Raw genomic sequence first — 25872 nt, 5'->3', positions numbered from 1 at the left:
GAGGTGTAAACATAACAAATTCAGTTTCATGTTCTAAATAATTTATAAGCTGTACCTGTGTCTTCCTGAGATGTTGCTCAAAAAAGGCATTTTTGGAAAGTTTTTAAAAAGGTGAACCCGGAGTAATCAGCTCCGGGTTCTTCATCAATCAATCAAAAAACGAACAGTAATCAACTGTTGCTTCTTTACCGGGAATTAACCCAGGTATGTTTTTAATATCTTGCTTCTTGAGGTGTGTTTTAACCTTCTGATAGCTTTTTCCTTAATTTGTCTTACCCTTTCCCTGGTTAGATCAAAAGTCTCGCCAATTTCTTCAAGAGTCATTGGGTGTTGATCTCCAAGGCCGAAATAAAGACGGATAACATCGGCTTCACGGGGAGTAAGGGTTTCAAGAGCTCTTTCAATCTCTGTGCGCAAAGACTCATGCAGGAGTTCCCTGTCTGGGTTTGGAGATTCACCCGAACGTAAAACGTCATAAAGGTTAGAATCTTCTCCCTCTACCAAAGGAGCATCCATAGATACGTGACGGCCGGAGTTCTTCATGGATTCCTTTACGTCATTAATGGTCATATCAAGCTCTTTAGCGATCTCTTCGGCACTTGGTGGGCGCTCGTGTGATTGCTCAAGGAAAGCAAAAGTCTTGTTGATCTTGTTTATGGAGCCAATCTTGTTGAGCGGTAAACGAACAATACGCGACTGCTCGGCCAAAGCCTGAAGAATAGACTGGCGAATCCACCAAACGGCATAGGATATGAATTTGAAACCACGGGTTTCATCAAATCGCTTGGCAGCTTTTATTAACCCAAGATTTCCTTCATTAATAAGGTCGGGTAGGGTTAATCCCTGATTTTGATATTGTTTCGCTACAGACACCACAAAACGAAGGTTCGCTTTTGTAAGTTTTTCGAGAGCACGGTCATCACCCGCTTTAATACGTTGCGCCAATTCCACCTCTTCATCTGCGGTGATAAGGTCAACTTTACCAATTTCTTGCAAATACTTATCTAGCGAAGCAGTTTCACGATTTGTTACCTGCTTCGTAATTTTAAGTTGTCTCATCTAACGTCTCCTTGGATTTTAATTATGAATAACTCTTGTAATAGTTATACGTAAGAAGGTTTGGAAATGTTACAAGAATTAAAGATAATAAAAATATTTTTTCCTTTTTGTTTTTTTAGAGGGTTTTCCCTGTCTCCATATCAGGAAACCGGTAATAGATAAAAAGGGGCCGCTAAGGCCGGTAATACAATATAAAAGCTTGATCCAAATGCCACCGTATTGCCCAAAGTGCAATGGGAGCACGCTGCTTAAAATTTTTGTTCCCAGATTGGCTTCCTGGATTTTTGTGATTCCTTTTATTTCTCCGGAAAGATAGTCGGCACTAACATGGTTGAAGAATTCAGAATAAAAGAAAGGGTCATCATCAAAGATACCATAGATGACAAGGCTGGCATCAGGGCGAAGCGGAAGCCTGATGTACGTGGGCTGGAAATCGGGAAGCTCCTGCTGTATTTCTTTCAGTAAACTTCCTACCTGTGCCCTAACTACCGGGGAATTTGGGGCAGCTGAAGTTTTAAAGCCTGCCACCACAACACTCCAGGAAAGTAAAACGCCGGTGATCACCAAAATAAAATTCAGAAGTAAAGCCCAGGTACCTACAATGCGGTGCAGGGAAGAATAAAATGTGCGTTTGTTCTTCCTGAGTACAGGGGTTTTGAAAAAGAGCGTTTTGAAGATGTTTTTCCGGTAGAGGTAAATTCCGCTGATGAGTGAAAAGAGGAAGAGTACGCCAACCACAAACACAATTGTGCGGCCTACAGGCCCGGCCTGCAGGGAATAGTGAAACTTTAGCAACCAGCGTGTAAAGGTGGTGAGTTCGTTGAGCTCTTTGATGACCTCCCCACTCGATGGGTGCACAAATACAAAAAATCTTTTGGTGGTATTCCTCAAATTGAAGATGAGTGCTTCCTGTTCTTCAAAATGAATGAGGCGGGTGTCCCAGCCGGGATAATTTTTCTGAATTGTGGAAATACCGCGGTCAATATGTAAACCCGAAGAGTCTTCTACTTCAATATATTCCTGCCATCGGTAATCGTCTATGTCTTGCTGAAAAACCAGAATGGCACCCGATAGGCCCATTAAAACTAAAAAAAATCCGGCAATGAGCCCGGCATAAGAATGGTACTTTAAAACTTTCCTGTTGTTCATAAAATAGAGAAGAGGCCGTCTAAAAAGCTGTTGTACGGTCTTCTGGAATTCAGGTTGACACAAACAGGGCTTTTTAGGCGGCCTCTAAAATTTATTCGGTTTGTCAGGAATTAGTTCCTGTCGTTACGATCTCTGTTTCCCCTTGAGCGGTCATCACGACCCCTGTTGTCACGGTTGTCGCGTCTCCCGCCGTCGCGGTTGTTGTCGCGGTCTCTTGGAGGTCTGGACTGGAATCCTTCTGGTTTAGGCAAAATAGCCTTTCTTGAAACCTTTGGCTTCCTGGTTTTTGGATCAATTCCGAGGTATTTTACTTCAAACTCATCACCCATGTTCACCACGTCGCTCACGTTTTCGGTACGCTCCCAGGCAAGTTCAGAAACGTGAAGCAGTACTTCATTTCCTTTAGCTTCCTTGTATTCTACTACAGCGCCAAAATCGAGCATTTTCACCACTTTCACCTCGTATACCTTGCCAACTTCGGGTTTAAAGGTAATGGCTTTGATGCGTTTTTTAACTTCGTCTATCATTTCCTGGTTCACGCCAAGGATCTCGATAATTCCCATTTCTTCAACTTCTTCGATGACAATGGTGGTTCCGGTTTCCTTCTGCATTTCCTGGATCACTTTTCCACCAGGCCCAATCACAGCACCAATAAATTCACCAGGAATCTCCACTTTCTCCATTTTTGGAGCATGGGCTTTCACGCTTGGTTTTGGCTCAGCAATAGTATCAGTTAATTTATCGAGGATGTGTAGTCTTCCGGCCCTTGCCTGTTTTAAAGCTTTTACCAGGATCTCGTATGAAAGTCCTTTTACTTTAATATCCATCTGGCAGGCAGTGATACCATCGGCAGTACCGGTCACTTTAAAGTCCATATCTCCCAGGTGATCTTCATCTCCCAGGATGTCTGAAAGTACAGCGTAGCGATCTCCGTCAGAAATTAAACCCATCGCGATACCTGAAACCGGTTTTTTCATTTGAATTCCGGCATCCATCATTGCCATGGTTCCGGCACATACTGTGGCCATAGAAGAAGAACCGTTTGATTCCAGCACTTCAGAAACAACTCTTACGGTGTATGGGCAATCTTCTGGGATCATTCCTTTTAAAGCTCTTTGAGCCAGGTTCCCGTGACCAATTTCCCTTCTTGAAGTCCCGCGAATTGGGTAAGCCTCTCCGGTACTAAAAGGTGGGAAGTTGTAATGAAGATAGAAAGTTTCCTCGCCCTGGTGGGTTGGCATGTCTATCATGTTTGCTTCTCTTGAAGTACCAAGGGTCACAGTAGCCAGCGCCTGGGTTTCACCCCTGGTAAAAAGGGCAGAGCCGTGAACAGAAGGAAGATAATCGATCTCGCACCATATTGGGCGAATCTCGTCTGTCTTTCTGCCGTCAAGACGCAAGCCTTCAGCAAGAGTTAACTCTCTTACGGCTTCTTTTTCTACCTTATTGAAATAGTTTTTAATAAGATCTTTCTTCTCTTCAAGTTCTTCTTCAGAGAACATTTCAAGAACTTCGTCTTTTACTGCGGAAAAAGCATCACTGCGTTCGTGTTTGCTGTAGGCGCCTTTAGCGATGTCATAAATTTTCTGGTAAGCTGCTTCGCGAACTTTGGCGAAAAGATCTTCGTCAGATTCGGCAACGGCATATTCTCTTACCGGCTTTCTTCCAACGGCATCGGCCAAACGCTTTTGGGCTTCAATTTGCTGCTTAATGGCTTCATGAGCGAATTTAATGGCTTCGGCCATTTCTTCTTCGCTTATTTCTTTCATTTCACCTTCTACCATCATCACAGAATCGGCAGAGGCACCAATTACCATATCGATATCAGATTCTGCCAGCTGGCTTCGGCTTGGGTTGATCACGAATTCGCCGTTGATCCTTCCCACGCGGGCTTCTGAAATTGGGGTTTCAAAAGGAATGTCTGAAAGCTGAAGCGCTGCCGAAGCTGCCAGTCCGGCAAGGGCATCGGGCATTACTTCTTCGTCGTGAGACATCAGCTGAATCATCACCTGGGTTTCGTAGCGGTAATCTGAAGGGAAAAGAGGGCGCAAAACGCGGTCTACAATTCTCATCACAAGAACTTCCCCATCACTTGGGCGTGCTTCTCTTTTAAAGAAACCGCCGGGATATCTACCTGCGGCTGCAAATTTCTCTCTGTAATCTACGGTTAACGGGAAGAAATCTGCGGTGCTTTTGTTGTAGTTAGAAACTACGGTACAAAGTAACATAGCATCTCCCATTTGAACAACAACAGAACCATGGGCCTGTTTTGCCAGTTTCCCGGTCTCAATGGAAATGGACCTGCCATCTTCAAGATTGATAACCTCTTTAAATGTCTTTGGAATCATAAATTTTTTTAATTCTACTCCTGCTCATTGCAGGTTGGTTAAACAATGGTCTCCCGTTAATCCTGAACGGGACAGGTTGTGTTGTTGTTGTGGGTTGTAAAGACCAATGAAAAACTGCCTTTTGTTTTCTCACCTGCGGTTAAAAAAAACGGAGGTGTCAAAAATGAGCTTTTATTACTGAATTTTTTCAGGTTAAAAATTACAGAGATTTTTCAAAGGAAAAGAAAAATTCGGGGTAAATTTTTATAAAAGCTGTTTGTAAAGAAGAAATGGTATAAAAAAAAGGGGCCGCGAGAGCCCCTTTTAGTTATTTTCTTAATCCTAATTCTTTAACGATCGCACGATACCTCAAGATATCTTTCTTCATTAAATAGTCAAGCAGGCTTCTTCTTTTACCTACTAATTTAACAAGTGACCGCTCTGTATTAAAATCCTGACGATTGTTCTTTAAGTGCTGACTTAAGTGTTCAATACGATGAGTGAATAAGGCGATTTGCCCTTCGGCAGAACCTGTGTCGTTCTTTCCTTTGCCGTGTTTTGCAAAAAGTTCTTCTTTTGCTTCTTTAGTTAAATACATTCCAATATTAATTTTAATGATTTTTATGTATTGACAGGTTTTCTGCCAGGCCGCAAATATAGTATATTATAAGATATTTGCGGGATAAAATTTTAATTTTCTGATTACCAGTCAAAAATGCCATTTTTAAGCCCTTACCGGCCTGTTCAAAATGAGGTCTATGTACTGGTTAACCTTATTTTTTAACTCAGATCTTTTAGTGATGAAATCTAAAAAGCCGTGTTCCAAAAGAAATTCGGAAGTCTGGAAATCATCGGGCAGGTCTTTACCCGTAGTGTCTTTTACCACCCGGGGGCCGGCAAAACCTATTAGGGCACCGGGTTCGGCAATATTAATGTCTCCCAGCATGGCAAATGATGCCGTGGTACCACCCGTGGTGGGATCTGTACAAAGGGAGATGTAAGGAATTCTGGCATCGGCCAGTTGTGCCAGTTTTGCTGAAGTTTTTGCCAGCTGCATCAAAGAATAAGCTGCTTCCATCATCCTGGCGCCTCCAGATTTGGAGATCACCATAAGCGGAATTTTGTGTTCAAGGGCATAATCTGCAGCCCGGGAGATTTTTTCTCCAACTACAGAACCCATAGAGCCTCCAATAAAGGCAAAATCCATACAGGCCACAACCAGCTCTTTGCCTTTTGATTTTCCCACAGCAGTGCGAACAGCGTCTTTTAAACCTGTCTTTTTCTGGGCATCCTCCAGGCGATCGGTGTATTTCTTAGTATCCTCGAAGTCCAGCGGATCACGGGATGAAAGATTTTTGTCGAGTTCGGTGAACTTGTTGTCGTCAAAAAGAATCTTGAAGTATTCGTTACTTCCAATTCTCACATGGTACCCGTCTTCGGGGCTCACATAAAAATTTTTCTCCAGCTGTTCTGCATCTACGATCTTTCCGGTGGGGGATTTATACCACAAACCTTTCGGCACATCCTTCTTGTCTTCGGTGGCAGTTTGTATTCCCTTTTGTGTTCTTCTAAACCAAGCCATGGTGAATGAGATTAAAAAAGGTATGGCCCGAAAATCTTCAGGCCATACCTCTAATTAGTTTTATTACAGGGTGTTAATATTATTCAGGTCTTCAAAAGCCTTTTTTAGGCGCTTCTTAAAGGTCAATTCTCCTTCACGAACCCACTTTCTTGGATCGTAATGTTTTTTATTTGGAGAATCGGCACCTTCAGGATTGCCAATTTGTGCTTTCAGGTAATCGGCCTTTTCGCTCATGTAGTCACGAATGCCTTCAAGGTAAGCATATTGAAGGTCTGTATCAATGTTCATTTTGATAACGCCGTAGCCAATTGCTTCTCTTATTTCTTCAACTGTAGAGCCACTTCCGCCGTGGAAAACGAAGTCTATGCTGTTCTTTTCAACACCGTATTTTTCAGAAATAAAATCCTGGGAATTTTTAAGGATCACCGGAGTCAATTTCACATTTCCGGGTTTATAAACGCCGTGAACATTTCCGAAAGCTGCAGCGATAGTGAACTGGTTGCTCACTTTGCTCAACTCTTCATAAGCATATGCCACTTCTTCTGGCTGGGTGTAAAGTTTTGAAGAGTCGATGTTGGTATTGTCAACCCCATCTTCTTCACCTCCTGTAACCCCAAGTTCGATTTCGAGGGTCATACCCATCTTGCTCATGCGCTCAAGGTATTTTTTACAGGTCTCGATATTTTCTTCCAGAGATTCTTCGCTAAGATCGAGCATGTGAGAGCTGAACAAAGGTTTTCCAAACTGCTCAAAATGTTTTTCGCTGGCATCAAGCATGCCATCTACCCATCCGGTAAGTTTTTTCGCACAGTGGTCTGTGTGAAGGATAACAGTAGCTCCATAAGCTTCTGCCAGTTCGTGTACGTGTTTTGCACCGGCAACAGCTCCTGCTATAGCGGCTTTCTCATCTTTATTGGAAAGACCTTTACCGGCATTGAATTGTGCTCCTCCATTGGAGAACTGTATGATGACGGGGGAATTAAGTTCGGCTGCTGTTTCAAGTACAGCATTAATGGTACTTGAACCAATGACGTTGACAGCGGGAAGGGCGAAATTCTTTTTCTTTGCGTATTTGAAGATTTCCTGCACCTCTTGTCCAGTGGCAACCCCGGGTTTGATATTATTACTCATAATTATTATTATTTGGTTAACAAAAATAAGAAAAATCCTCGGGTTAAAAAGGATAATTGATTCCTACATTATACACGGCTTGTGAAAGTTTGTATCCGCTAAACCACCTGTCTTCGGGTTCAAGGGCAGGGTTATAGGTCTTAAAACCTATGTCGAACCGCAGTACAAAAAAGTCAAAGTCATAGCGGAAACCCACGCCTGTTCCCAGGGCGAGTTCCTGCAGGTCAGAAAAGCCTGTAAAGGTTGAAGCCTCTTCTTCTACAACATCAAAAACATTCCAGATATTCCCGGCATCTGCAAAAACAGCTGCGTTGAGGTCTCCAAAAAGGTTAAATCTGTACTCGGCACTCAGTGCTAATTTCATGTTGGCCTCATTGAACTCATTTCGGCCGCCACTGCTTCCGGGGCCCAGTGAATATGGCTGCCATGCACGATTGTCATTAGGGCCGCCGGCAAAAAAGGATCTAATGAAAGGAATGCTGTTGGAGTTTCCGTAGGGAATGGCGATCCCGCCAAAAGTTCTAATGGCAATTACGTTATCACGGCCAAGATCCCAGTGTTTTATGTAGTCGATCTCCGTTTTTGCGTACTGGGAAAAGTTTACGCCAAAAATACTGTACCGGTCGCTGTCGTCTTTTTTTATCCCGGTGAGCTTGGAAACAGCCGATAAAAAATTTCCTGCTGCTTCTAATTTTACCCGTAACCTTGAGAAATCTTCATCGTAGATATTCTCTTTTTTATTGAGGATGTAAGAAAAATTGGTGGCATAAATGAGGTTGTCTTCAGTAAGCCTGTTCTTTCGTTCCCTTAGATCGTTGAGGATCTCAGACTGGCTTCCGGTTAAACCTTCCACCTGGCCACGGCGTGATGCCCTAAGAAACCCGTCGGCACCTTCAGGAATTTGAAGAAATCGCTCCCCCTGCTCGTTCGTGGTGAAAAATTCTTCAGCAGCACTTACATTTTCTGATGTGGCTATTTCATTAATCTCGAGATAGGAATTGCGGTAAACATTAAAGTAGTTATCTACATTTAGATTGCGCACGTACTGAATATTTACCAGGTCCAGGAGATGGGTAAGTTTATCATTGGGTAGCCACCTGTAATTCATCACAGCAGTAAAACTCTGCTTGTCAAGACCAATGTTTGTTTGCGTGCTGGCACCGGCACCCAGGGTGGTAAAAGGGTACATGTACTTAGGGATGAATTTTTCGGTTGAAACAGGGAACAGGATACGGGGCAAGGTGAGGTCTACATCCATTCCAATTTCGGTGATGTCAAAGAACCTGTCTGAATCATTTGCGGCGTCTTTTGATGAACCAATGCTTCCACGACCCGAGATTTCAAGAATTTCGGCCCCTCTAAAAACATTCCTGATTAACAGCGAACCGCCAAAACCAATTCCGAACTTCTGAATATTACTTTGGGAAAGGTCGAATTCGAACCCGAGCGAATATTTTTGGCGCGGGGTGAGAAAAACATTGGCAATAAGCGCCGTGCCCGTTGTATCTGTTGGATCTTGCATGTACTGGATGTTGGGGTACTTAAAGATCCTTAACTGGTTGAGGCGGTTATACGTGAGGGTTCTGTCGGCATCCGAATATATGGAGCCGGGACTAATAAAGATCGCGTTGGTAAGGGCGCCGGGTTTGTACTGCAGTTTATCAAAACTGTAAATTTTATAACCTTCGTTAGAGGCAGTATCTGTGATGGGTTCAGTGCGATTTTCGTAACGGTAATCGGGAAAGATGTTTACGTCACTTATCTTGTGCACTTTGTAAGGGATGCGTGTTTCCACCCCGTCTACCGTGGCTTCCCGGTTTTGAATAATAAGCGTGGTGCTTACTTTATGTTCGGTATTTATGGTATCGGCCTCAAAACTTATATATTCCTGTTCAAAATGATACAGGCCGTTATTGCGGTAGAGCTGGGTGAGGCGTTCTCTCTCGGCTCCATAATCCTGGGTTTTGTATTGAAGCCCGGGTACGATCAAGGAATTTCTTTTATGGGCTTCATAAATGGAATCGGCCACCACCGAAGCTATTTTTGTAGTTACGGAATCTATAAAATACGGCTGTTTTGGCGTAACATAATAATTAACTTTAGCTCTTTTTTTTCTGGTGGGTATGATCTCGTAGTCGGTCTCTGCATTAAACCAGCCATTGTTCCAGTACCAGGCCTTCAGCCGTTCGGCAGATCGTTCGCTTTTTTCTTCACTTACAATTGCCGGGGGTTCACCGGTTTCTTTGATCCATTCGTTGATATTGACGTAGATGTTCCCCAGTCTTACTACCTGTTTTTCAGAAAGAATATCAGCTAAGCTTTCAGCCCGTTTGGGTTTTTTCTGAAGCCAGTTCAGGTAAGTGGTGTCAGGATTGGGATTTGCAAGGTTATAAAGGTAGAGCTGTAGCGGAAGCCCCAAAAATGTCTTATTTGGCTCCTGGTAAAGCTGGTTGTAGATATTCCTTTGAGAAATCTCCTCGCCATCTACATAAATGGTATTTTCCTTAAGCAGCCTTTGATCATCTTCAACTCTTTTTACAGCGTTACAGGAAGAAAGAAATAAAGCAGTTAAAAGAATTAATGATATTTTTGCCCGTAAATGTTTCAAGTAGCCTATTTAATGTGCTCAAAAATACAACTTTGGTATGTTTAGCAAAAGCCAAATTAAACTTATAAAAAGCCTGTCACAAAAAAAGTACAGGACGAGGCACGGGCTGTTTGTCATAGAGGGCAAAAAGGGCATTTTTGAACTGCTTTCTTCTCCTTTAGAACTTCATTCGTTATTTACTGCTGAAGATATTTTTGATGCTGCGGAAGGGAAAACGCAGCTCATTTCTGAAGCCGAGCTCAAAAAAGTAAGTAATCAGCAAAGTCCACAAACGGCATTGGCGATCTTTCATATTCCCGAAGTATTGCAACCTAAAGCTGAAGGTTTACAGGTGGTGCTGGATGATGTTCAGGACCCGGGGAATTTGGGAACTATTATCCGGTTGTGCGACTGGTTTGGGGTTCAGGATCTTATTTGTTCGCCGGGCACGGTAGATTGCTACAACCCAAAGGTGGTGCAGGCAACCATGGGTTCTATAGCAAGGGTAAAGGTACATTACCTTGAACTAACCGAATTTCTGCGAAATCTCCCAGAAGAAAGACCGGTCTACGGCACATTTTTGGAAGGAGAGAATGTTTACGGCCAGTCAGTTTCTCCTGAAGGGGTAGTGGTGCTGGGGAACGAAGGCAATGGGATCTCGGCTAAAGTAGAGGCTCTCATTACTCACAAGCTGAATATTCCGCAATTTGGGAAAGGCATGACCGAAAGCCTGAATGTAGCGACAGCCGCTGCCATTTTCTTAAGCGAGTTTAACAGGAGAAAACCTACTGGAAAGTAAAGTTGATAAAGACAGCGCGCGAAGACATTTTTTCTACATTTTTTGTCCAGTTGTAACCGCTGTTATCATCCCTAATCAATTCATCATTAATGGCAAAAACACCTCTTATAGACGGGGTGAATTTGAAGTAGTAGAGGTAAAGATCAATTCCAAAGCCAATTTCATAGTAGAAATTATTCGTGGTCATTCTAAACTGCCCATCGCTGTTGTCTTCAGGGTTATTCTCATTACTGGAGAGGTTTAGAGAAGTAGACACGCCTCCTACTACAAAAGGTTTAAAGTTGTTAATACGGGTGGTGGAGAACTTCAGCAAAAGAGGAATGTGTACAAAGGTGGAGTTGATTTCTCTAAATGAACTTTGATCGGCCTTTGTGAATTGAAAGTTGATCCTGTTAAATGAGACGCCGGGTTCCAGGCGCAGGTCGAGATGGTCGCTAAGACGCATATTCCCGATTAAACCCACGTTAAAACCTATGGTGCGGTCTACATGGAAATCTTTCCCTAGGGCTGCTCCTTCAATATAGTCCTTATAATCAAAATCAAAATCATAAGTGTTGAACCCTAGAAAATACCCCCAGGAAAAACGCTGCATATCAAAATTTGGATTATTGATCACATCTTCCCCGCCAAAAAGCTGGGCACGTGCCGGCAAAGCCGCGAATAATACAAATGCCGCAATTAAAAACTTCTTCATGATCTTATTTTGATGCCGAATAAATAGTCGCCACTCCCATGGTTTGAGGCTTGTGTTGTACCTCTATAAACCCGATTTCTTTTAAAATATTGTTCAGTTTTTCTCCGTAAGGGAAAGCAGCGGCACTTTCACTCAGGTAACTATACGCCACCTTATCTTTAGAAAAGAGCTTGCCAATTAAGGGGAGCAGGTTTTTTGTATAGAAATGATATCCCTGTTTAAAAGGAAATTTTGTAGGGACAGAGGTCTCTAAAATGACAAAAATCCCGCCCGGTTTTAAAACCCGTAATATTTCAGAAAGCCCTTTTTCAAGATTTTCAAAATTTCGCACTCCAAAGGCAACTGAAATAGCATCAAAACTATTGTCGTCAAAAGGTAAAGCTTCAGAATCTCCCTGTATCATCTTTATGCGACCGGTGAGTTTCTCTTCTTCGATCTTTTTTCTACCTACAGCCAGCATTCCTTCAGAAAGATCGAGCCCAACAATCTCTTTTGCCCCGGTTTTTGCCAGGCTTATCGCCAGGTCGCCAGTTCCGGTGGCAATATCAAGAACAGAATCAGGATTGGTTTCAGAAATAATTTTTATTACTCTTTTACGCCATTTTACATCAATTCCAAAAGAAATAACCCGGTTTAACCCGTCATAGTTGGTAGAGATGGTATCAAACATTTGTTCTACCTGTTTCTTCTTGTTTAAACTGGAATCTTTGTATGGTGTAACCTTCTTGCTCATGCGAAAAAATTTTGGCCAAAGATACATGTTTCTCTTTCAAATGCTGAGCCTGTAAACCAAATACTTATAGGCTATTTTGTTTTCGTCAGTTGAAATACCTTAACTTTGTGCCTCTTGAACTTACTTGTTCCTTATGAAAATAATCATTGCCGGTGCCGGTGAGGTAGGATTCCATTTATCCAAGCTTTTGTCGTATGAATCACAAGACATCACGCTTATTGATGTTAATCGTGAGAATCTTATCTATGCCGATGCGCACCTTGATATACGTACTTTACGCGGAGATGCTACCTCAATTGCGGTCCTTAAAGATGCGCAGGTAAAGGATGTTGACCTTTTAATTGGGGTAACCAGCAGTGAAACCACGAATATTACGGTTTGTGTTTTGGCGAAACAACTGGGTGCAAAGCGCACCATTGCCAGGATTGCAAATACCGAATTTTTAGAGGGAAAAGATGAGATAGGTTTCACCCAGTTTGGGATCGATGAACTCATTTCTCCTGAAGCCCTTGCTGCGCGGGAGATTGAACTACTGCTGAATCAGTCGGCTTTTAACGACAGTTACGAGTTCGAAGACGGTGCCCTTACCATGGTGGGTTTAACACTCTCAGAATCGGCGGCTTTTGTAGGGAAATCGGTTAAGGAAACTGCCAAGATCTTTCCGGGAATTCATTTTATGCCCATTGCCTTACGCCGAAAAGATACCGTAGAAACTCATATCCCGCGGGGAAATACCACTTTCAGGGAAGGTGACCAGGTGTATTTTGTAACCACACGCGGCGGGGTAAGTGACCTATATAAGCTAACCGGAAAGAAACGCCAGAACATGAAGAACGTCATGATCCTGGGTGGGTCCAAGATTGGGCGCAAGGCTTCAATGGATCTTTGTAAAAAGAAAATGAACGTAAAGCTCATTGAGAGCGATAAGAATACCGCATTCGATCTTGCCGATGAACTGCCAAAAGCTTTAATTATTCACGGCGATGGCCGTAATGTAGAATTGCTGGAGGAAGAAAGTATTCAGGATATGGATGCCTTTATTGCGGTAACGGGAAATTCTGAAACCAATATTATGACCTGCCTGGTGGCTAAATCCAAAAATGTGAAGCGAACCATCGCCCTGGTTGAGAATATGGATTATTTTCAGCTAAGCCATTCAATAGGCATAGACACGCTTATCAATAAAAAGCTGTTGGCGGCAAGTAATATTTTTAGATATATCAGGAAAGGGGAAGTAGTCGCCATGACCCGGCTAAGCAATATGGATGCCGAGCTGCTGGAATTCATCGTAAAACCCACATCAAGAGTGTCAAATAAGAAGATCATAGATCTCGATTTTCCAAGATCGGCCATTATTGGCGGGGTTATAAGAGACGGAATTGGAGTGATTGCCCTGGGTAACTTCCGGATTCTTCCAGGCGACCGTATTGTTATTTGCTGCTTGCCGCACGCCATTCACAAAGTAGAAAAATTGTTTCTCTAATGCCTAGACTTAACAAGCCTATAATTAGTCATATCATGGGCGTGCTCATGGTGTGCAATGGAGGGTTTATGCTCACTGCCGCCGGGGTTAGTTTTTATTACCAGGATGGCGCGAGCTTCGGGATCTTACAGGCTGCCTTGATCACTATGGGCGTGGGAGGCCTGGCAATGGCTCTTACCCGTGGCCACACCAAGGAAGTTAAAAAAAAGGACGGGTACCTTATTGTTACCTTCGGATGGATTTTCATGGCTTTGAGCGGGACCCTGCCTTATGTGCTCACCGGCGGAATACCGTCTTTCACAAATGCCTTTTTTGAAACCATGTCGGGCTACACCACTACAGGAGCCTCCATTTTAAATGACATTGAATCTGTTCCAAAAGGGCTGCTCTTCTGGCGCAGCTTAACCCACTGGATTGGCGGGATGGGAATCATCGTGCTGGCAATTGCCATTCTTCCCCTCCTGGGAATTGGAGGGATGCAGTTGTTTGCTGCTGAAGCCCCCGGGCCCAGCGCCGATAAACTGAAACCTAGAATTACCGATACCGCCAAAAGGCTCTGGTTTATTTACGTAGGACTCACTTTTGCTGAAACCATCCTGTTATACCTCGCCGGAATGGGACTTTTTGATGCCGTGAACCACTCGCTAAGCACCCTTTCTACCGGCGGATTTTCTACCAAAAACGCCAGCGTCGCCTACTGGAATGACAATCCATTGGTGCAGTACATTATTTCTCTGTTCATGTTCCTCGCGGGGACCAATTTTGTGATAAGCTACTTTGGGTTTAAAGGGAATTTCAGGAAAGTTTTTAAAGATGAAGAATTTAAATGGTATTCCTACTTTATTGTCGGTTTTACTGTCATTGCGGCTTTAATCGTTTTTTTTAAAGCTGATCCTTTTATTTCTTCTATAGACCATCCCATGATTTTGGGAGAATTTGAAAGTGCTTTTAGGCATTCTCTGTTCCAGGTGCTGGCAATTGTAACTACCACAGGTTTTGTTACGGCCGATTATACTTTGTGGACCACCTTTCTCACTGTCTTTTTCTTCGGATTGTTCTTTCTCGGAGGGTCGGCAGGCTCTACAGCCGGTGGGGTAAAGGTCATGCGGCACGTGATCATGATTAGAAATGGCCTTATTGAATTTAAAAGGACCCTGCATCCCAACGCTGTGCTCCCAGTACACTACAATGGAAAAAGTATTAGTAAGAAGATTGTTTTCAATATCCTGGGCTTCTTCATACTCTATATGCTGTCTTTCATAATTGGAGCTTTGGTGCTGGCTTCCATGGGGCTTGACTTTGAGACTGCAATTGGAGGTGCGGCATCTGCGCTTGGGAATATAGGCCCTGCTTTTGGAGATCTTGGCCCCGTGAACAATTTTGATTCCTTGCCGCCCCAGGGCAAATGGTGGTGTTCTTTTCTTATGCTGATAGGAAGGCTGGAATTATTTACCGTGCTCATACTTTTAACCCCATTCTTCTGGAGAAACCGATAAAATTTTAGTCTTCAGTGCTCAGTTCTCAGTTCTCAGTTCACAGTGCTCAGTGCCAGTAGGCAGTATGAGTGTCTGGTATTAAGTACTTAGTATAGAGTATTGAGTAGCGGAATAATCCTGAATTTTAAATCCTGAATCTTGAATCCCTCAAGTCCTAAACGAGACGCTTTCTGCAATTCAGCAAGAAAAATGTGCTTCAAAAGTGGCACTTTTGGAAAGTATTTTTTCGCGATTGTCATTCAATCAGACTATTCAACGCGCTAATTAATCCTGAATTTTAAATGCTGAATCTTGAATTGTGGAGTTGTCGCGGATTTGCAATCCGTGATACGTATGGTTCATTTCAACCTCAAATTTTCAGATTTCAGGTTAAAAATGTTCTTTAAAAATGCCATTTTAAAGAGGTTATTTCCTGATGTACTTCAGGCATAAACAAAGAATCCCCACTTCTTCAGCAGGGATCCTTTTATAAATTTCAGAAAAAATTATTATTCAGAAAGGGCATTTTTGATGCGCTTCATGGCTTCTTCTATTTCAGCCTCACTGGCGGCATACGAGAACCTGATGCAGTTTGGGCTTCCAAAGGCATCTCCGGTTACTGTGGCTACCAAAGCTTCTTCCAGCAGGAACATTGAAAAATCTGTAGCATCCTTTATCTCGTGGCCTTTAATGGTCTTTCCGAAGAAATAAGAGACATCGGGGAAAACATAGAAAGCACCTTCGGGCTCTGTAATGGCAAAACCTTCAATGCCAGACATAAGGTCTATGATCAGCTTCCTGCGGCTCTTAAACCTGTCGATCATATACTGTATATTGCTCACAGGGGCTTCAAGGGCAGTGATCACGGCGCGCTGCGCGATACAGTTTGCACCGCTGGTTATTTGCCCCTGCATTTTGTTGCAGGCTCTTGCGATCTCGGCAGGAGCACCAATGTACCCAATTCGCCACCCGGTCATGGCAAAAGCTTTTGAAACTCCGTTCACGGTGACCACACGCTCGTACATATCTTCAAACTCAGCCATTGAAGCGTGGCCTCCAACAAAGTTGATATGTTCGTAGATTTCATCGCTTACCACAATGATTTGCGGATGTTTTACCAGCACATCGGCCAAAGCGCGGAGCTCTTCTTTGCTGTACACCATCCCGCTGGGATTGGAAGGGGAGCTGTACCACAACATTTTGGTCTTTGGCGTAATGGCGGCTTCAAGTTGCTGAGGTGTCATCTTAAAATCTGACTCCACAGAGGTAGGTACTTCTACGGGAACGCCCTCGGCCAGTTTGACAATTTCGGCATAGCTCACCCAGTAAGGGCAGGGCAGGATCACCTCATCGCCGGGGTTGAGCATTACCATAGCCACATTGGCCAAAGATTGCTTGGCTCCTGTTGAAACAACAATTTGTGAGCGATCATAAGTGAGGCCATTGTCTCTCTTGAACTTGTTGATAATGGCATCTTTAAGCTCCACGTAACCGTCTACCGGGGTGTAGGCGTTGTAATTTTCATTGATGGCCTTAATGGCGGCATCTTTAATAAAATCGGGAGTATTAAAATCGGGTTCTCCCAGGCTAAGGCCTATAACGTCTTTTCCTTCTGCCTTGAGTTCTCTGGTTTTGGCAGCCATTGCCAAAGTTTGAGAAGTAGACATGTTGTTAATGCGATCGGATAGTTGGTACATGTTTAAAAAGGTTGATAGTTATGTGGATTGAAAATTATGATGATACTGAAGGCTTCATGCCCATTTCGCGCAAATGGCGAAAATGAGCGGCAATGGCTGCCCGCGTTGTTTTGTACTCGTTGTATGGGAGCTGACATTCTTTGGCAGTTTCCCTTACTATTTTTGAGAGTTTGCTGTAATGGATATGGCTAATATTCGGAAAAATATGGTGTTCCACCTGGTGATTTAATCCGCCGGTAAACCAGTTCACAATCCTGTTCTTGGTAGAGAAATTCACCGTGGTGAACAATTGGTGGATGGCCCAGGTGTTCTTCATAGAGCCGGTATTGTCGGGTAAAGGCATATCGGTTTTTTCCACAACGTGTGCCAATTGAAAAACCACGCTTAGAATAAGGCCTGCAGTATAGTGCATAATAAAAAAGCCAATAAGGATCTTCCACCAGGCGATAGAGAGAATGAGCATGGGAATCACAATCCAGATAGCGGCATAAATGAGTTTAGTGATTGCAACTATGCTCCACTGCTTCACCGGGTTCGGCATTTTTCCGTAGGAAAGTTTTCGGGCAAGGTACCTTTTGGTTTGCTTAAAATCTGTGGTAAGGGCCCAGTTAAAAGTGAGCAGTCCGTACAAAAAAATCGAATAGTACTGCTGAAACCTGTGAAAGCTGTGCCACCTGGCATGTTTGCTGAAGCGTATGATCCTGCCGGCATCAAGGTCTTCATCGTGCCCGTGAATATTGGTGTAGGTGTGGTGCAAAACATTGTGCTGCACCTGCCAGTTGTAAACATTTCCGGCTAAAACATAGATGGTGCCGCCCATAAATTTGTTTACCCATTTTTTGGAGGAGTAAGAGCCGTGATTGCCATCGTGCATAATGTTCATGCCTACACCGGCCATGCCAATGCCCATTACTACAGTGAGCAACAACATCCACCACTGCGAAATGTTGAGGGTAAGGATCAGGAAATATGGGGTTAGGAAAATGGAAAACATGATCACGGCTTTAAGGTGAAGTTTCCAGTTTCCGGTCTTGGAAAGGTTGTTTTCTTTAAAATAGCTATTTACCCTGCTGTTGAGGGTTCGGAAGAATTTGGCTGAATCTGTCCGGGAAAAACGTACTGTGGGTGTATTCATTAAAAAATTATGTATGTAATTGACAAAGGTATAAGATTAAAGTTCTCAACGAGTATGCCTCTTCACAATTAATGCTGTAAATTAATTACTTTTGCTGAAAAATAAGAAAAATAAAAAATTTGGAGCTCCTCGAAAAATATTTCCCCAATCTCTCGAAAGATCAGAAGAATAAGTTTTCTAAACTGCAGGAACTGTACCAGGACTGGAACCTCAAGATCAATGTGGTTTCCCGGAAGGACATAGATGAGCTTTACCTGCGGCATGTTCTGCATTCGCTGGGAATTGCCAAAGTACAGGAGTTCTTACCCGGTGCCTCAATCCTCGATGTGGGCACAGGAGGAGGTTTCCCGGGCATTCCGCTGGCAATTTTACATCCCGAAACCAATTTTCATCTTGTAGACAGTATTGGCAAAAAGATCAAAGTGGTCAATGAAGTGGTGGAAGGCCTCGGCTTAAAGAACGTGCACACTACTAACGCCAGGGTAGAAGAAGTGCCGGGGAATTATGACTTTATTGTGAGCCGTGCGGTTGCTGCCATGCCTACTTTTGTGCACTGGACTACCGGAAAGATCGCAAAGCAGAGTAAACACGAACTCAAAAACGGGATTCTCTACTTAAAAGGCGGAGATCTTACCGAAGAACTGGCCGATTACCCCAAAGCCGTGATCTACGAGCTGCCAGATTTTTTTGAGGAAGATTTTTTTGAAACTAAAAAAGTGGTGCACCTGCCCCTGAAGTACAAAAAGTAAGAAGGTGTCAAAAATGTCATTTTTGACACCCACTTATTTTATAGTTCCCGCAATGTTAATCTACAATGAACTTGAGGGGAAGGCTTGTATTTTCCAGGTATACCCGCACAAAATACATCCCTTTAACAGGAACTTCTACCGGTAATTTGATGGTGCTTCCCTGTTCAATTTCCTTCTCGTTGTACACATAAATCTCCTGCCCGGCGGCGTTGTATAAAATGACACTTTTGACAGGTAACAAGTCGTAATTCCTGATGATGAGGGTCTTTGATTCTCCCAGGTAAAGCAGCTCAATGCCAAATAATGAAGGTTGTGGCTGTTGTGGCTCTTCAATAATAATACTGTCATCGCCTCCATGATTACCATCGCCATCACCTCCTTCATCAGGGTCTCCCGGATCTTCTTCGGAAGGCTGGTGGTCTTTGAAAACTATAGCGTACCGGTCATGGATGGTTCCTGCTGTAACTTCAGCAGTAAAATCTGAATCCTGTAAATTGTGATAGGTGTCGGTATATTTATCTTTTACAAAAATGGGGAAATTTGCACCTATATTCTCAAGTTCATCAATCGCAATGGTAACTTTTCCACCTTTCGAAGTTTTTATGCCTAAAGGCAGCAGCCTGTTGTCTTCAAAATCTGGCACTCCCTGAATAATAGTCTCCAGGTTATCAGAAAACCAGTACATGTCTTCCCGGTTATTTTCTATGAGCGGCGCGTCATAACCAAGATCAAAGCCCGAAGTGGCATTTTTATCGGCGGTCACTAAAAGCTGGCGATGATATCCTTGGGGAGAACTGAAGTTTATCCAGATCCTTTTCCTGGATTCGGCATCAGAAGATTCAGGTTTGTTCAGGCCTTTTTTCTCCTGGGAATGGAAAACTGATTTTGATTTATCTATTTCAGAAACAAAAGAACGCTGACTATTTCGGAACAAAATATCTCCGCCATGAATGCTGATCCCGTATTGGGAGGTAATAGATTCATCGAGCGCGGTACTCACGAAAAAGGCCTGGGCTACCGGAATGTACTGTTGAGGCCTTTCCCCGCCTTCATCTCCTGTTGCGTTAATACGCTCATCATTCGCAATGGCCCTAATTCCGCCAGAAAGATTATACACGGCATAACCGCCAATGTAAAGGGGCAGGTAGTGCGAATTTCCCGAAAAATGGGACCAGAAATAGAGGGAGCCGTTAAATACATTGGTGCCGTTCCTTCTGTTGTCAAGATTGTCGAGGATAAATTCATTGGCATCTATAGCCGACGGGTAAGGGTTTCCAATAAGGTAATTCTTGCCGGTAGTGATATTCAGTGAAATGGTGTCGTTATTTGGCATTCCGGTGAAAACATAATTCTGAAGATCAAGAATTTCACTGTACCCGGAAGATCCTTTCATGGAGTATCCTTCTCCCGATTTTAAAAGGCTAGTGCTTTCATTGATCTTCTCCCACTGGCTGTACTCATTTGAATCTCCGAAGAATTTATGCAGCCAGTAAGAACTTATTTTGATGGGGCTGGCCATAGCCTTGTCGGCCCAATGGTACTGATAATTAAAGTCGATAATTTTTGGATTGGCAGGATCTGTACCATCCCTTAGTACCGAAGCGACTTTGAATCCGCTGTTTTGAGAGTTGCCGCTTATGCTCACCGGTGAGCTCCAGTAGTTGTAGTTGTAGCTGCTGGCCGTTCCCTGCTGGTCCTTTTGTACACTGCCATTTCCAACTAGAATACTGCCCTGCGTCTGCACCAGCTGCGATTCCCCATTAAGGTCTATAAAACCACTAAGGTCCAGATATCTGGTTATGGTGAGGCCGTTCCCGGTCCCGGCCTGGATACCGCCGGTTGTGCGCACGGGATTTGTTCCCAGCATATCGAGTTCCCCGCTTTTGACAAGGAATCCAAGGAGGGTGATGTTTTTATTGCCGGAGTTATGTTCATGGGTGAGATAAGCAATGTTCCAGTCGATATCAGTTCCATTAATACCTTTGTCATTAGGCCATGTCCAGTAGTTCTCAGCGTCGGTTCCAATTCCGCTATCCCAGGCTTCACGGGTTTTCCATGCTCCGTTGGCTTCTGAAATATAGGGCAGGGGAGCAGTGTTTTGCTGAAGGCTTTCAATATTCCGAAGATGTCCGTCAAGGCCATTATCGGCTCTGTCTACGGCTATTCCCTGGGCTACTTTTGCGTCTTCGGCAATAAGCCTGTAGTAACTGCTAAGAGATGACCAGGCTAATTCCCCCGGGACGGTCATGGACAGGACCTCTCCCTTTACCACACTGCCACTGGCCTCAATGCGCTGGTTCATCATAAACCTGATCTGCTCTGTAGAAAGGGCGATTTTCCAAACCCGGAGCTCTTCCATCCAGCCTTTAAAATAGTTTTTGGGCAGCTCGGGGTTACCGGCATCATACATGGCCCCTATGAGGAATGGAAAAGAATTACTGGCAGGTTTTGAGCCGGTAGCATTTCCTACTTTAATGCCGTCGACGAATAACTCAACGCTACTGCCTTTAAATACCACTGCCAGGTGATACCAGCGGGTTGTGGATAATTTATAAGAAGTAGAGACCGAATTGCCATTCCATCTAAAAGTAGGAGCGCCGTTGTTGATGACCAGATCATAACCACCTGAAGTTAATGCCGCTGTGTTGCGTTTTGACAGCACGGTCTTCAATCCCTGTACAGATCTTGGCCTGATCCAGACTTCCATAGAAAAATCTGAAGAAAAGTTATTTCTGTCTCCAATATAAACGTAATCATCTATTCCGTCAAAATCGAGAGTACTGCAATCGCCTTTAAAAGTCACTGTCATCTCACTGCTTTCTCCACAGCTGCCATCGGCATGGGCAATAGTCCATCTTAGGGTGTAAATTCCTGCGGGGGCGCTAAAAGCAGAGGTTGGGTTATTGGGTTCGGCCAGTACCCAGCTAGAATTAGGCGCATCAACTACAGTCCAGGTTCCCACTCCTGTTACGGGAGTGTTGGCTTCAAGAACGGTATCGTCAAAGCCACATCCAAAAGATTGATCGGGGCCTGCTTCAGGAAGCGTAAGCTGCTCGGGTTGAGTAATCGTGACCGGTACGATGGTCTGGCAGCCATTGGCATCAATAACGGTTACCGTATAGCTGCCTGCCAGGAGGTCTACAGCAGTAGCTGTATTTTGTTCTGTTGGATCATTCCAGAGATATTTGTAGTAACTATTGCCATTTTCATCAATGAAAGGAGTTCCTCCCTGGGGCAAAGCTGTAGCTTTCCCTTTTTCACCGTAGCAGGCGGGATTTACAGAGGTGAGCTCAATTGTGATGGGGGCAAGCGGCTGGATAATTTCTACAGCCTCCGATTCAAATTTTTTGCCTTCACTATCTTTCACCCATACCGTATAAGTACCTGCTTCAAGGCTATTGAAAACATTAGAGCTTTGAAATGTTCCGTTTGAACCGGTAATGCTGAAGTAATAAGGAGCTTTTCCGCCGGAAGCTTTTGCGGTTACAGTGCCATTTTTGGAACCGTGGCACAGTAGTTCATTTGCAGTAACGGTGACAAATAACGGAGCCTGTACCGTTTCGGGGCTGTTGGTGGAATAGCATTTGGGGTTAGGGCCCTGTCCGCATGTCCATTTGCTATTATTGGAAAAAGTAAGGTATACATTTTCTACCACGAGTATGTCTCCGCAATTCCAATCAACCTCAATGGTTTTAACTTTTTGAGGTATTGCCTGTTTATCGTATAGACACCTGCCCCTGTTCAGGCGGGTTACTTCCCCATTGGGGTGTTCTATAGAAAATATGTATTCCATATACAGCGAATACCGCGTGGGGCCGGAAGGAAGATCAAAGTATATAAATTTTGAAATATCATCATCACAGGTTTCACTGGTAATTTTGTTTCCGTTGGCATCACCAATATAAAACGGACTGATTTCGAAATCATTTGATCCGCAGTCGTCAACAAAACATTCCCCTGCATAATGTATAATGGAAATGGTTTTTGAAACCCCGCTAGCATCAGTAACAGTGAGTTTTATGTCTTTGTTGCCTGTAGCAGAATAAATTACTTTATGAGATCCCGGGCCTGTAGCCGTAGCCGGTGTGGCGTTGGCGCCAAAATTCCAGGAATAGGTGTAAGGGCCCACGCCACCCCTGGCAGAAAGGTCTTCTACTTCAAAGTATGAGGTCCTAATTACGTCAGTATCACTACCACAAACAGAGGTGGGAATAATAGGGGCATGAATAGCATCATATATAGTGACGGTCTTAGAAAGCCTGCAGCCATTGTTATCGGTGGCCGTTACCTCGTATTCTCCTGCAGGCAGGTAATTTGCCGTTTTTGTGGTCTGGAGAATTCCGGTTTCTCCTTTTTTGCGCCACTCATAAGTATAACCCGGTGTTCCCCCTGTAAAGTCAACGGTTGCAGAACCGGTAGCCGTTCCATAGGTGGTGGTGCGCTGTGTAGTAACCTTCGCTACCGATAGCGGCTGGGTGGGCTGGTCGATCTTCAGATTTGAATTCAGCACTATTACACAGTCGGGATATGCTGCATCTCTTATGGCCACGGAATAGGTTCCGGCAATGAGTTCGCTAAAGCCGGAAGATGATTGCCAGTTGGTGCCGTCAATGCTGTATTCATAATTGCCATGTCCTCCTGAAGCATTCAAAATTTGAATAGCACCGCTGTTCCCATTCGTACAGCTTACATCCGTTTTACTCAGCTGTGCGGTTAAAAGATCAGGCTGGGATACAGTCACCGGTACCTGAATGGCACATTCATTGGCATCTTTGACAAAGATGGTGTGATTTCCGGCAGTGAGGTTTTCGAAAACTGGGGTGGAATAGAAATTCTCGTTATCTACCGAGAATTGGTAGGGAGAAATACCCCCCGTAACTGTACCGGCTGTGATCGTCCCATCACTTCCTCCATGGCAGGTAACTGCTGTAGTTGCAGGTTCAGTGGTCATTGTCAACACTTCCGGCTGAGAAACTGTAACCGTTTCCGAAGTTTCACAGCCCTTGCTGTCTCTAACGGTAATGATGTGATCTCCTGCGGAAAGGTTGGAGAAAAGAGTCGACGTTGAAGAATTACCTCCGTTGATGCTGTAGGTGTACCCTGAATTCCCGCCTGCAACAGTGCCTACGCTTACAGTTCCGTCACTGCCCCCGTTACAGGAAACCGGCGTGCTGGTCGAATTTGTGAGGGTCAGTACATCTGGCTGAGAAACAGTAAGAGTTTCCGAAGCTTCACAGCCCTTGCTGTCTTTTACAGTGATCACATGATCTCCTGCGGAAAGATTATTAAAAGTTGTGGCGGTTGAAAAGCTACCTCCATTGATGCTATAGGTGTACCCTGAATTGCCGCCTGCCACAGTACCTACGCTTACAGTTCCGTCACTGCCCCCGTTACAGGAAACCGGCGTGCTGGTGGAATTTGTGAGGCTCAGTACGTCTGGCTGAGAAACAGTAATAGTTTCCGAAGCTTCACAGCCTTTGCTGTCTTTAACGGTAATAATGTGTTCTCCTGCGGAAAGGTTATTGAAAGTAGTGGCTGTAGAAAAACTTCCTCCATTGATGCTGTAGGTGTACCCTGAATTTCCGCCTGTCACAGTTCCTACGCTTACAGTTCCGTCACTGCCCCCGTTACAGGAAACCGGCGTACTGGTGGAATTTGTGAGGCTCAGTACGTCTGGCTGAGAAACAGTAAGAATTTCCGAAGCTTCACAGCCCTTGCTGTCTCTAACGGTAATGGTATGATCTCCTGCGGAAAGATTATTAAAAGTTGTGGAGGTTGAAAAATTACCTCCGTTGATGCTGTAGGTGTACCCTGAATTCCCGCCTGCCACCGTGCCGACACTTAGGCTTCCGTCACTGCCCCCGTTGCAGGAAACCGGCGAACTGGTCGAATTTGTCAGGGTCAGTACGTCCGGCTGAGAAACAGTAAGAGTTTCCGAAGCTTCGCAGCCCTTGCTATCTCTAACGGTAATGGTATGATCTCCTGGGGAAAGGTTGTTAAATGTTGTGGCGGTTGAAAAGCTACCTCCGTTGATGCTATAGGTGTACCCTGAATTCCCGCCTGCCACCGTGCCTACGCTTACAGTTCCGTCACTGCCCCCGTTACAGGAAACCGGCGTGCTGGTGGAATTTGTGAGGCTCAGTACGTCTGGTTGAGAAACAGTAAGAATTTCCGAAGCTTCACAGCCCTTGCTGTCTCTAACGGTAATGGTATGATCTCCTGCGGAAAGGCTGGAGAAAGTTGTGGACGTTGAAAAGCTACTTCCGTTGATCCTGTAGGTGTATCCTGAATTTCCGCCTGCAACCGTGCCTACGCTTACAGTTCCATCACTTCCCCCGTTACAGGAAACCGGTGTACTGGTGGAATTTGTGAGGGTCAGTATGTCCGGCTCGGAAACAGTAATAGTTTCCGAAGCTTCACAGCCCTTACTGTCTCTAACGGTAATGGTATAATCTCCTGAGGAAAGGTTGGAGAAAGTAGTCGACGTTGAAAAATTACCCCCGTTGATGCTGTAGGTGTACCCTGAATTTCCGCCTGTCACCGTGCCTGCGGTTACAGTTCCGTCACTGCCCCCGTTACAGGAAACCGGCGTGCTGGTGGAATTTGTGAGGCTGAGTAAATCGGGTTCAGAAATAACCAGGTTTGAATTAAGGCTTTTTTGACAGCTGGAATCGGCTTTATCGGCAATGACTACCTGATAGCTTCCGGGAAGGAGTCCGCTAAAGTTGCCGGAATCCTGCCAGGAATTTCCATTGTCAATGCTGTAGCGGTAGTTCCCGCTTCCTCCTGACGGATTGGATATGCTTATTGTGCCATTTTTGGCCGCCTTACAGGTAACATTTGTGGAGGACAAGCTTGCAGTAAGACTACATTCCTGAAAAGCAGCAGAAAATATTCCGAAAGGGGAATCCATCCAGCCTGCTGCCTGTGACTGACGCACCTGCGGAAAAATGTAAATTCCTGATGCAGAATTACTCCAAAAGGAAGCCAGTACCGAACTGCTCAGTAGTAAAAAAAGGCCCGAAATTTTTAGAGAATTGTAGATGTTCCCCATATCAAACCGTTAAGAATCAGCAGGTAAAAGTAGGAAAAATTTCCAGATTTTGTTCTTTTATTCCCCTTTTTAAGAGATTAAAGTATTAAAACTTAGATTAAAAACACTTTTTAAGAAGCAGGCCCTTTACTTCAGGAAGAAACATCAGGCATAGAGTTTTAAAAGTCTTTTTTATAAAATCTTTTCAGAAATAAACCTGAAGTTCCCCTTTTTGAGGG

At 44.1% G+C, this 25872-nt stretch carries 16 protein-coding genes; 4 read left to right on the top strand and 12 right to left on the bottom strand.

The features are described from left to right. Positions 1-195: 195 nt before the first annotated feature. From JRG66_RS03365 to tamL, 7 genes are all read right to left on the bottom strand, one after another. Positions 196-1059, bottom strand: a complete 864-nt coding sequence (locus JRG66_RS03365; protein ID WP_029035204.1) for a sigma-70 family RNA polymerase sigma factor — start codon at positions 1057-1059, stop codon at positions 196-198. 78 nt (positions 1060-1137) lie between these two features. Then, on the bottom strand, positions 1138-2271 hold the full coding sequence (locus JRG66_RS03360) for a PepSY-associated TM helix domain-containing protein (protein WP_265164336.1): 1134 nt from the start codon (positions 2269-2271) through the stop codon (positions 1138-1140). 47 nt (positions 2272-2318) lie between these two features. Further along, on the bottom strand, positions 2319-4556 hold the full coding sequence (locus tag JRG66_RS03355; protein ID WP_265164335.1) for a polyribonucleotide nucleotidyltransferase: 2238 nt from the start codon (positions 4554-4556) through the stop codon (positions 2319-2321). A 307-nt stretch (positions 4557-4863) separates the two neighbouring features. Then, positions 4864-5133 carry a 30S ribosomal protein S15 gene (gene rpsO, locus JRG66_RS03350; RefSeq protein WP_265164334.1) on the bottom strand — a complete coding sequence of 90 codons (270 nt, stop codon included), beginning with the start codon at positions 5131-5133 and terminating at the stop codon, positions 4864-4866. Positions 5134-5259: 126 nt separating this feature from the next. Further along, positions 5260-6117 (bottom strand): acetyl-CoA carboxylase, carboxyltransferase subunit beta, encoded by an 858-nt coding sequence (accD, locus tag JRG66_RS03345; protein ID WP_265164333.1) that lies wholly within the window; start codon positions 6115-6117, stop codon positions 5260-5262. Positions 6118-6180: 63 nt separating this feature from the next. Next, a complete protein-coding gene (gene fbaA, locus JRG66_RS03340) occupies positions 6181-7248 on the bottom strand; it encodes a class II fructose-bisphosphate aldolase (RefSeq protein ID WP_265164332.1) in 1068 nt (355 codons plus the stop codon). Between the two features lie 43 nt (positions 7249-7291). Beyond that, complete coding sequence (tamL, locus tag JRG66_RS03335) at positions 7292-9856, bottom strand: translocation and assembly module lipoprotein TamL (protein WP_265164331.1); 2565 nt, start codon at positions 9854-9856, stop codon at positions 7292-7294. 37 nt (positions 9857-9893) lie between these two features. Between tamL and JRG66_RS03330 the strand changes: the two genes are divergently transcribed. After that, positions 9894-10634 (top strand): TrmH family RNA methyltransferase, encoded by a 741-nt coding sequence (locus tag JRG66_RS03330; RefSeq protein WP_265164330.1) that lies wholly within the window; start codon positions 9894-9896, stop codon positions 10632-10634. Here the strand turns inward: JRG66_RS03330 and porT are convergent. Together porT and ubiE are read right to left on the bottom strand one after the other, a co-directional pair. Continuing rightward, positions 10621-11328, bottom strand: a complete 708-nt coding sequence (gene porT, locus JRG66_RS03325; RefSeq protein WP_265164329.1) for a type IX secretion/gliding motility protein PorT/SprT — start codon at positions 11326-11328, stop codon at positions 10621-10623. The two genes, JRG66_RS03330 and porT, sit on opposite strands and share 14 nt — an antisense overlap. Positions 11329-11332: 4 nt before the next feature. Next, positions 11333-12061, bottom strand: coding sequence for a bifunctional demethylmenaquinone methyltransferase/2-methoxy-6-polyprenyl-1,4-benzoquinol methylase UbiE (gene ubiE / locus JRG66_RS03320; protein ID WP_265164328.1), 729 nt, complete (start codon positions 12059-12061; stop codon positions 11333-11335). Positions 12062-12194: 133 nt separating this feature from the next. Between ubiE and trkA the strand changes: the two genes are divergently transcribed. Beyond that, the gene (trkA, locus tag JRG66_RS03315; protein WP_265164327.1) at positions 12195-13544 is read left to right on the top strand and encodes a Trk system potassium transporter TrkA; all 1350 of its coding nucleotides are present in this window, start codon (positions 12195-12197) and stop codon (positions 13542-13544) included. After that, a complete protein-coding gene (locus JRG66_RS03310; protein WP_265164326.1) occupies positions 13544-15040 on the top strand; it encodes a TrkH family potassium uptake protein in 1497 nt (498 codons plus the stop codon). The genes trkA and JRG66_RS03310 overlap by 1 nt, the downstream gene beginning before the upstream one ends. Before the next feature lie 488 nt (positions 15041-15528). On the opposite strand, the gene JRG66_RS03305 is transcribed toward JRG66_RS03310, so the two are convergent. Both JRG66_RS03305 and JRG66_RS03300 read right to left on the bottom strand, forming a co-directional pair. Then, the gene (locus JRG66_RS03305) at positions 15529-16716 is read right to left on the bottom strand and encodes a pyridoxal phosphate-dependent aminotransferase (RefSeq protein WP_265164325.1); all 1188 of its coding nucleotides are present in this window, start codon (positions 16714-16716) and stop codon (positions 15529-15531) included. Between the two features lie 34 nt (positions 16717-16750). Then, positions 16751-17851: a fatty acid desaturase family protein gene (locus JRG66_RS03300; RefSeq protein ID WP_265164324.1), complete on the bottom strand. Its 1101-nt coding sequence runs from the start codon at positions 17849-17851 to the stop codon at positions 16751-16753. Between the two features lie 119 nt (positions 17852-17970). Between JRG66_RS03300 and rsmG the strand changes: the two genes are divergently transcribed. After that, a complete protein-coding gene (rsmG, locus tag JRG66_RS03295) occupies positions 17971-18600 on the top strand; it encodes a 16S rRNA (guanine(527)-N(7))-methyltransferase RsmG (RefSeq protein ID WP_265164323.1) in 630 nt (209 codons plus the stop codon). 55 nt (positions 18601-18655) lie between these two features. On the opposite strand, the gene JRG66_RS03290 is transcribed toward rsmG, so the two are convergent. Then, on the bottom strand, positions 18656-25654 hold the full coding sequence (locus tag JRG66_RS03290; protein ID WP_265164322.1) for a DUF8693 domain-containing protein: 6999 nt from the start codon (positions 25652-25654) through the stop codon (positions 18656-18658). Positions 25655-25872: the final 218 nt, after the last annotated feature.

It is taken from the genome of Salinimicrobium tongyeongense (assembly GCF_026109735.1).
GTDB classification, from domain to species: domain Bacteria; phylum Bacteroidota; class Bacteroidia; order Flavobacteriales; family Flavobacteriaceae; genus Salinimicrobium; species Salinimicrobium tongyeongense.
The sequence above is the reverse complement of the archived record's forward strand: the minus strand, read 5'-3'. Positions and strand labels throughout refer to the sequence as shown.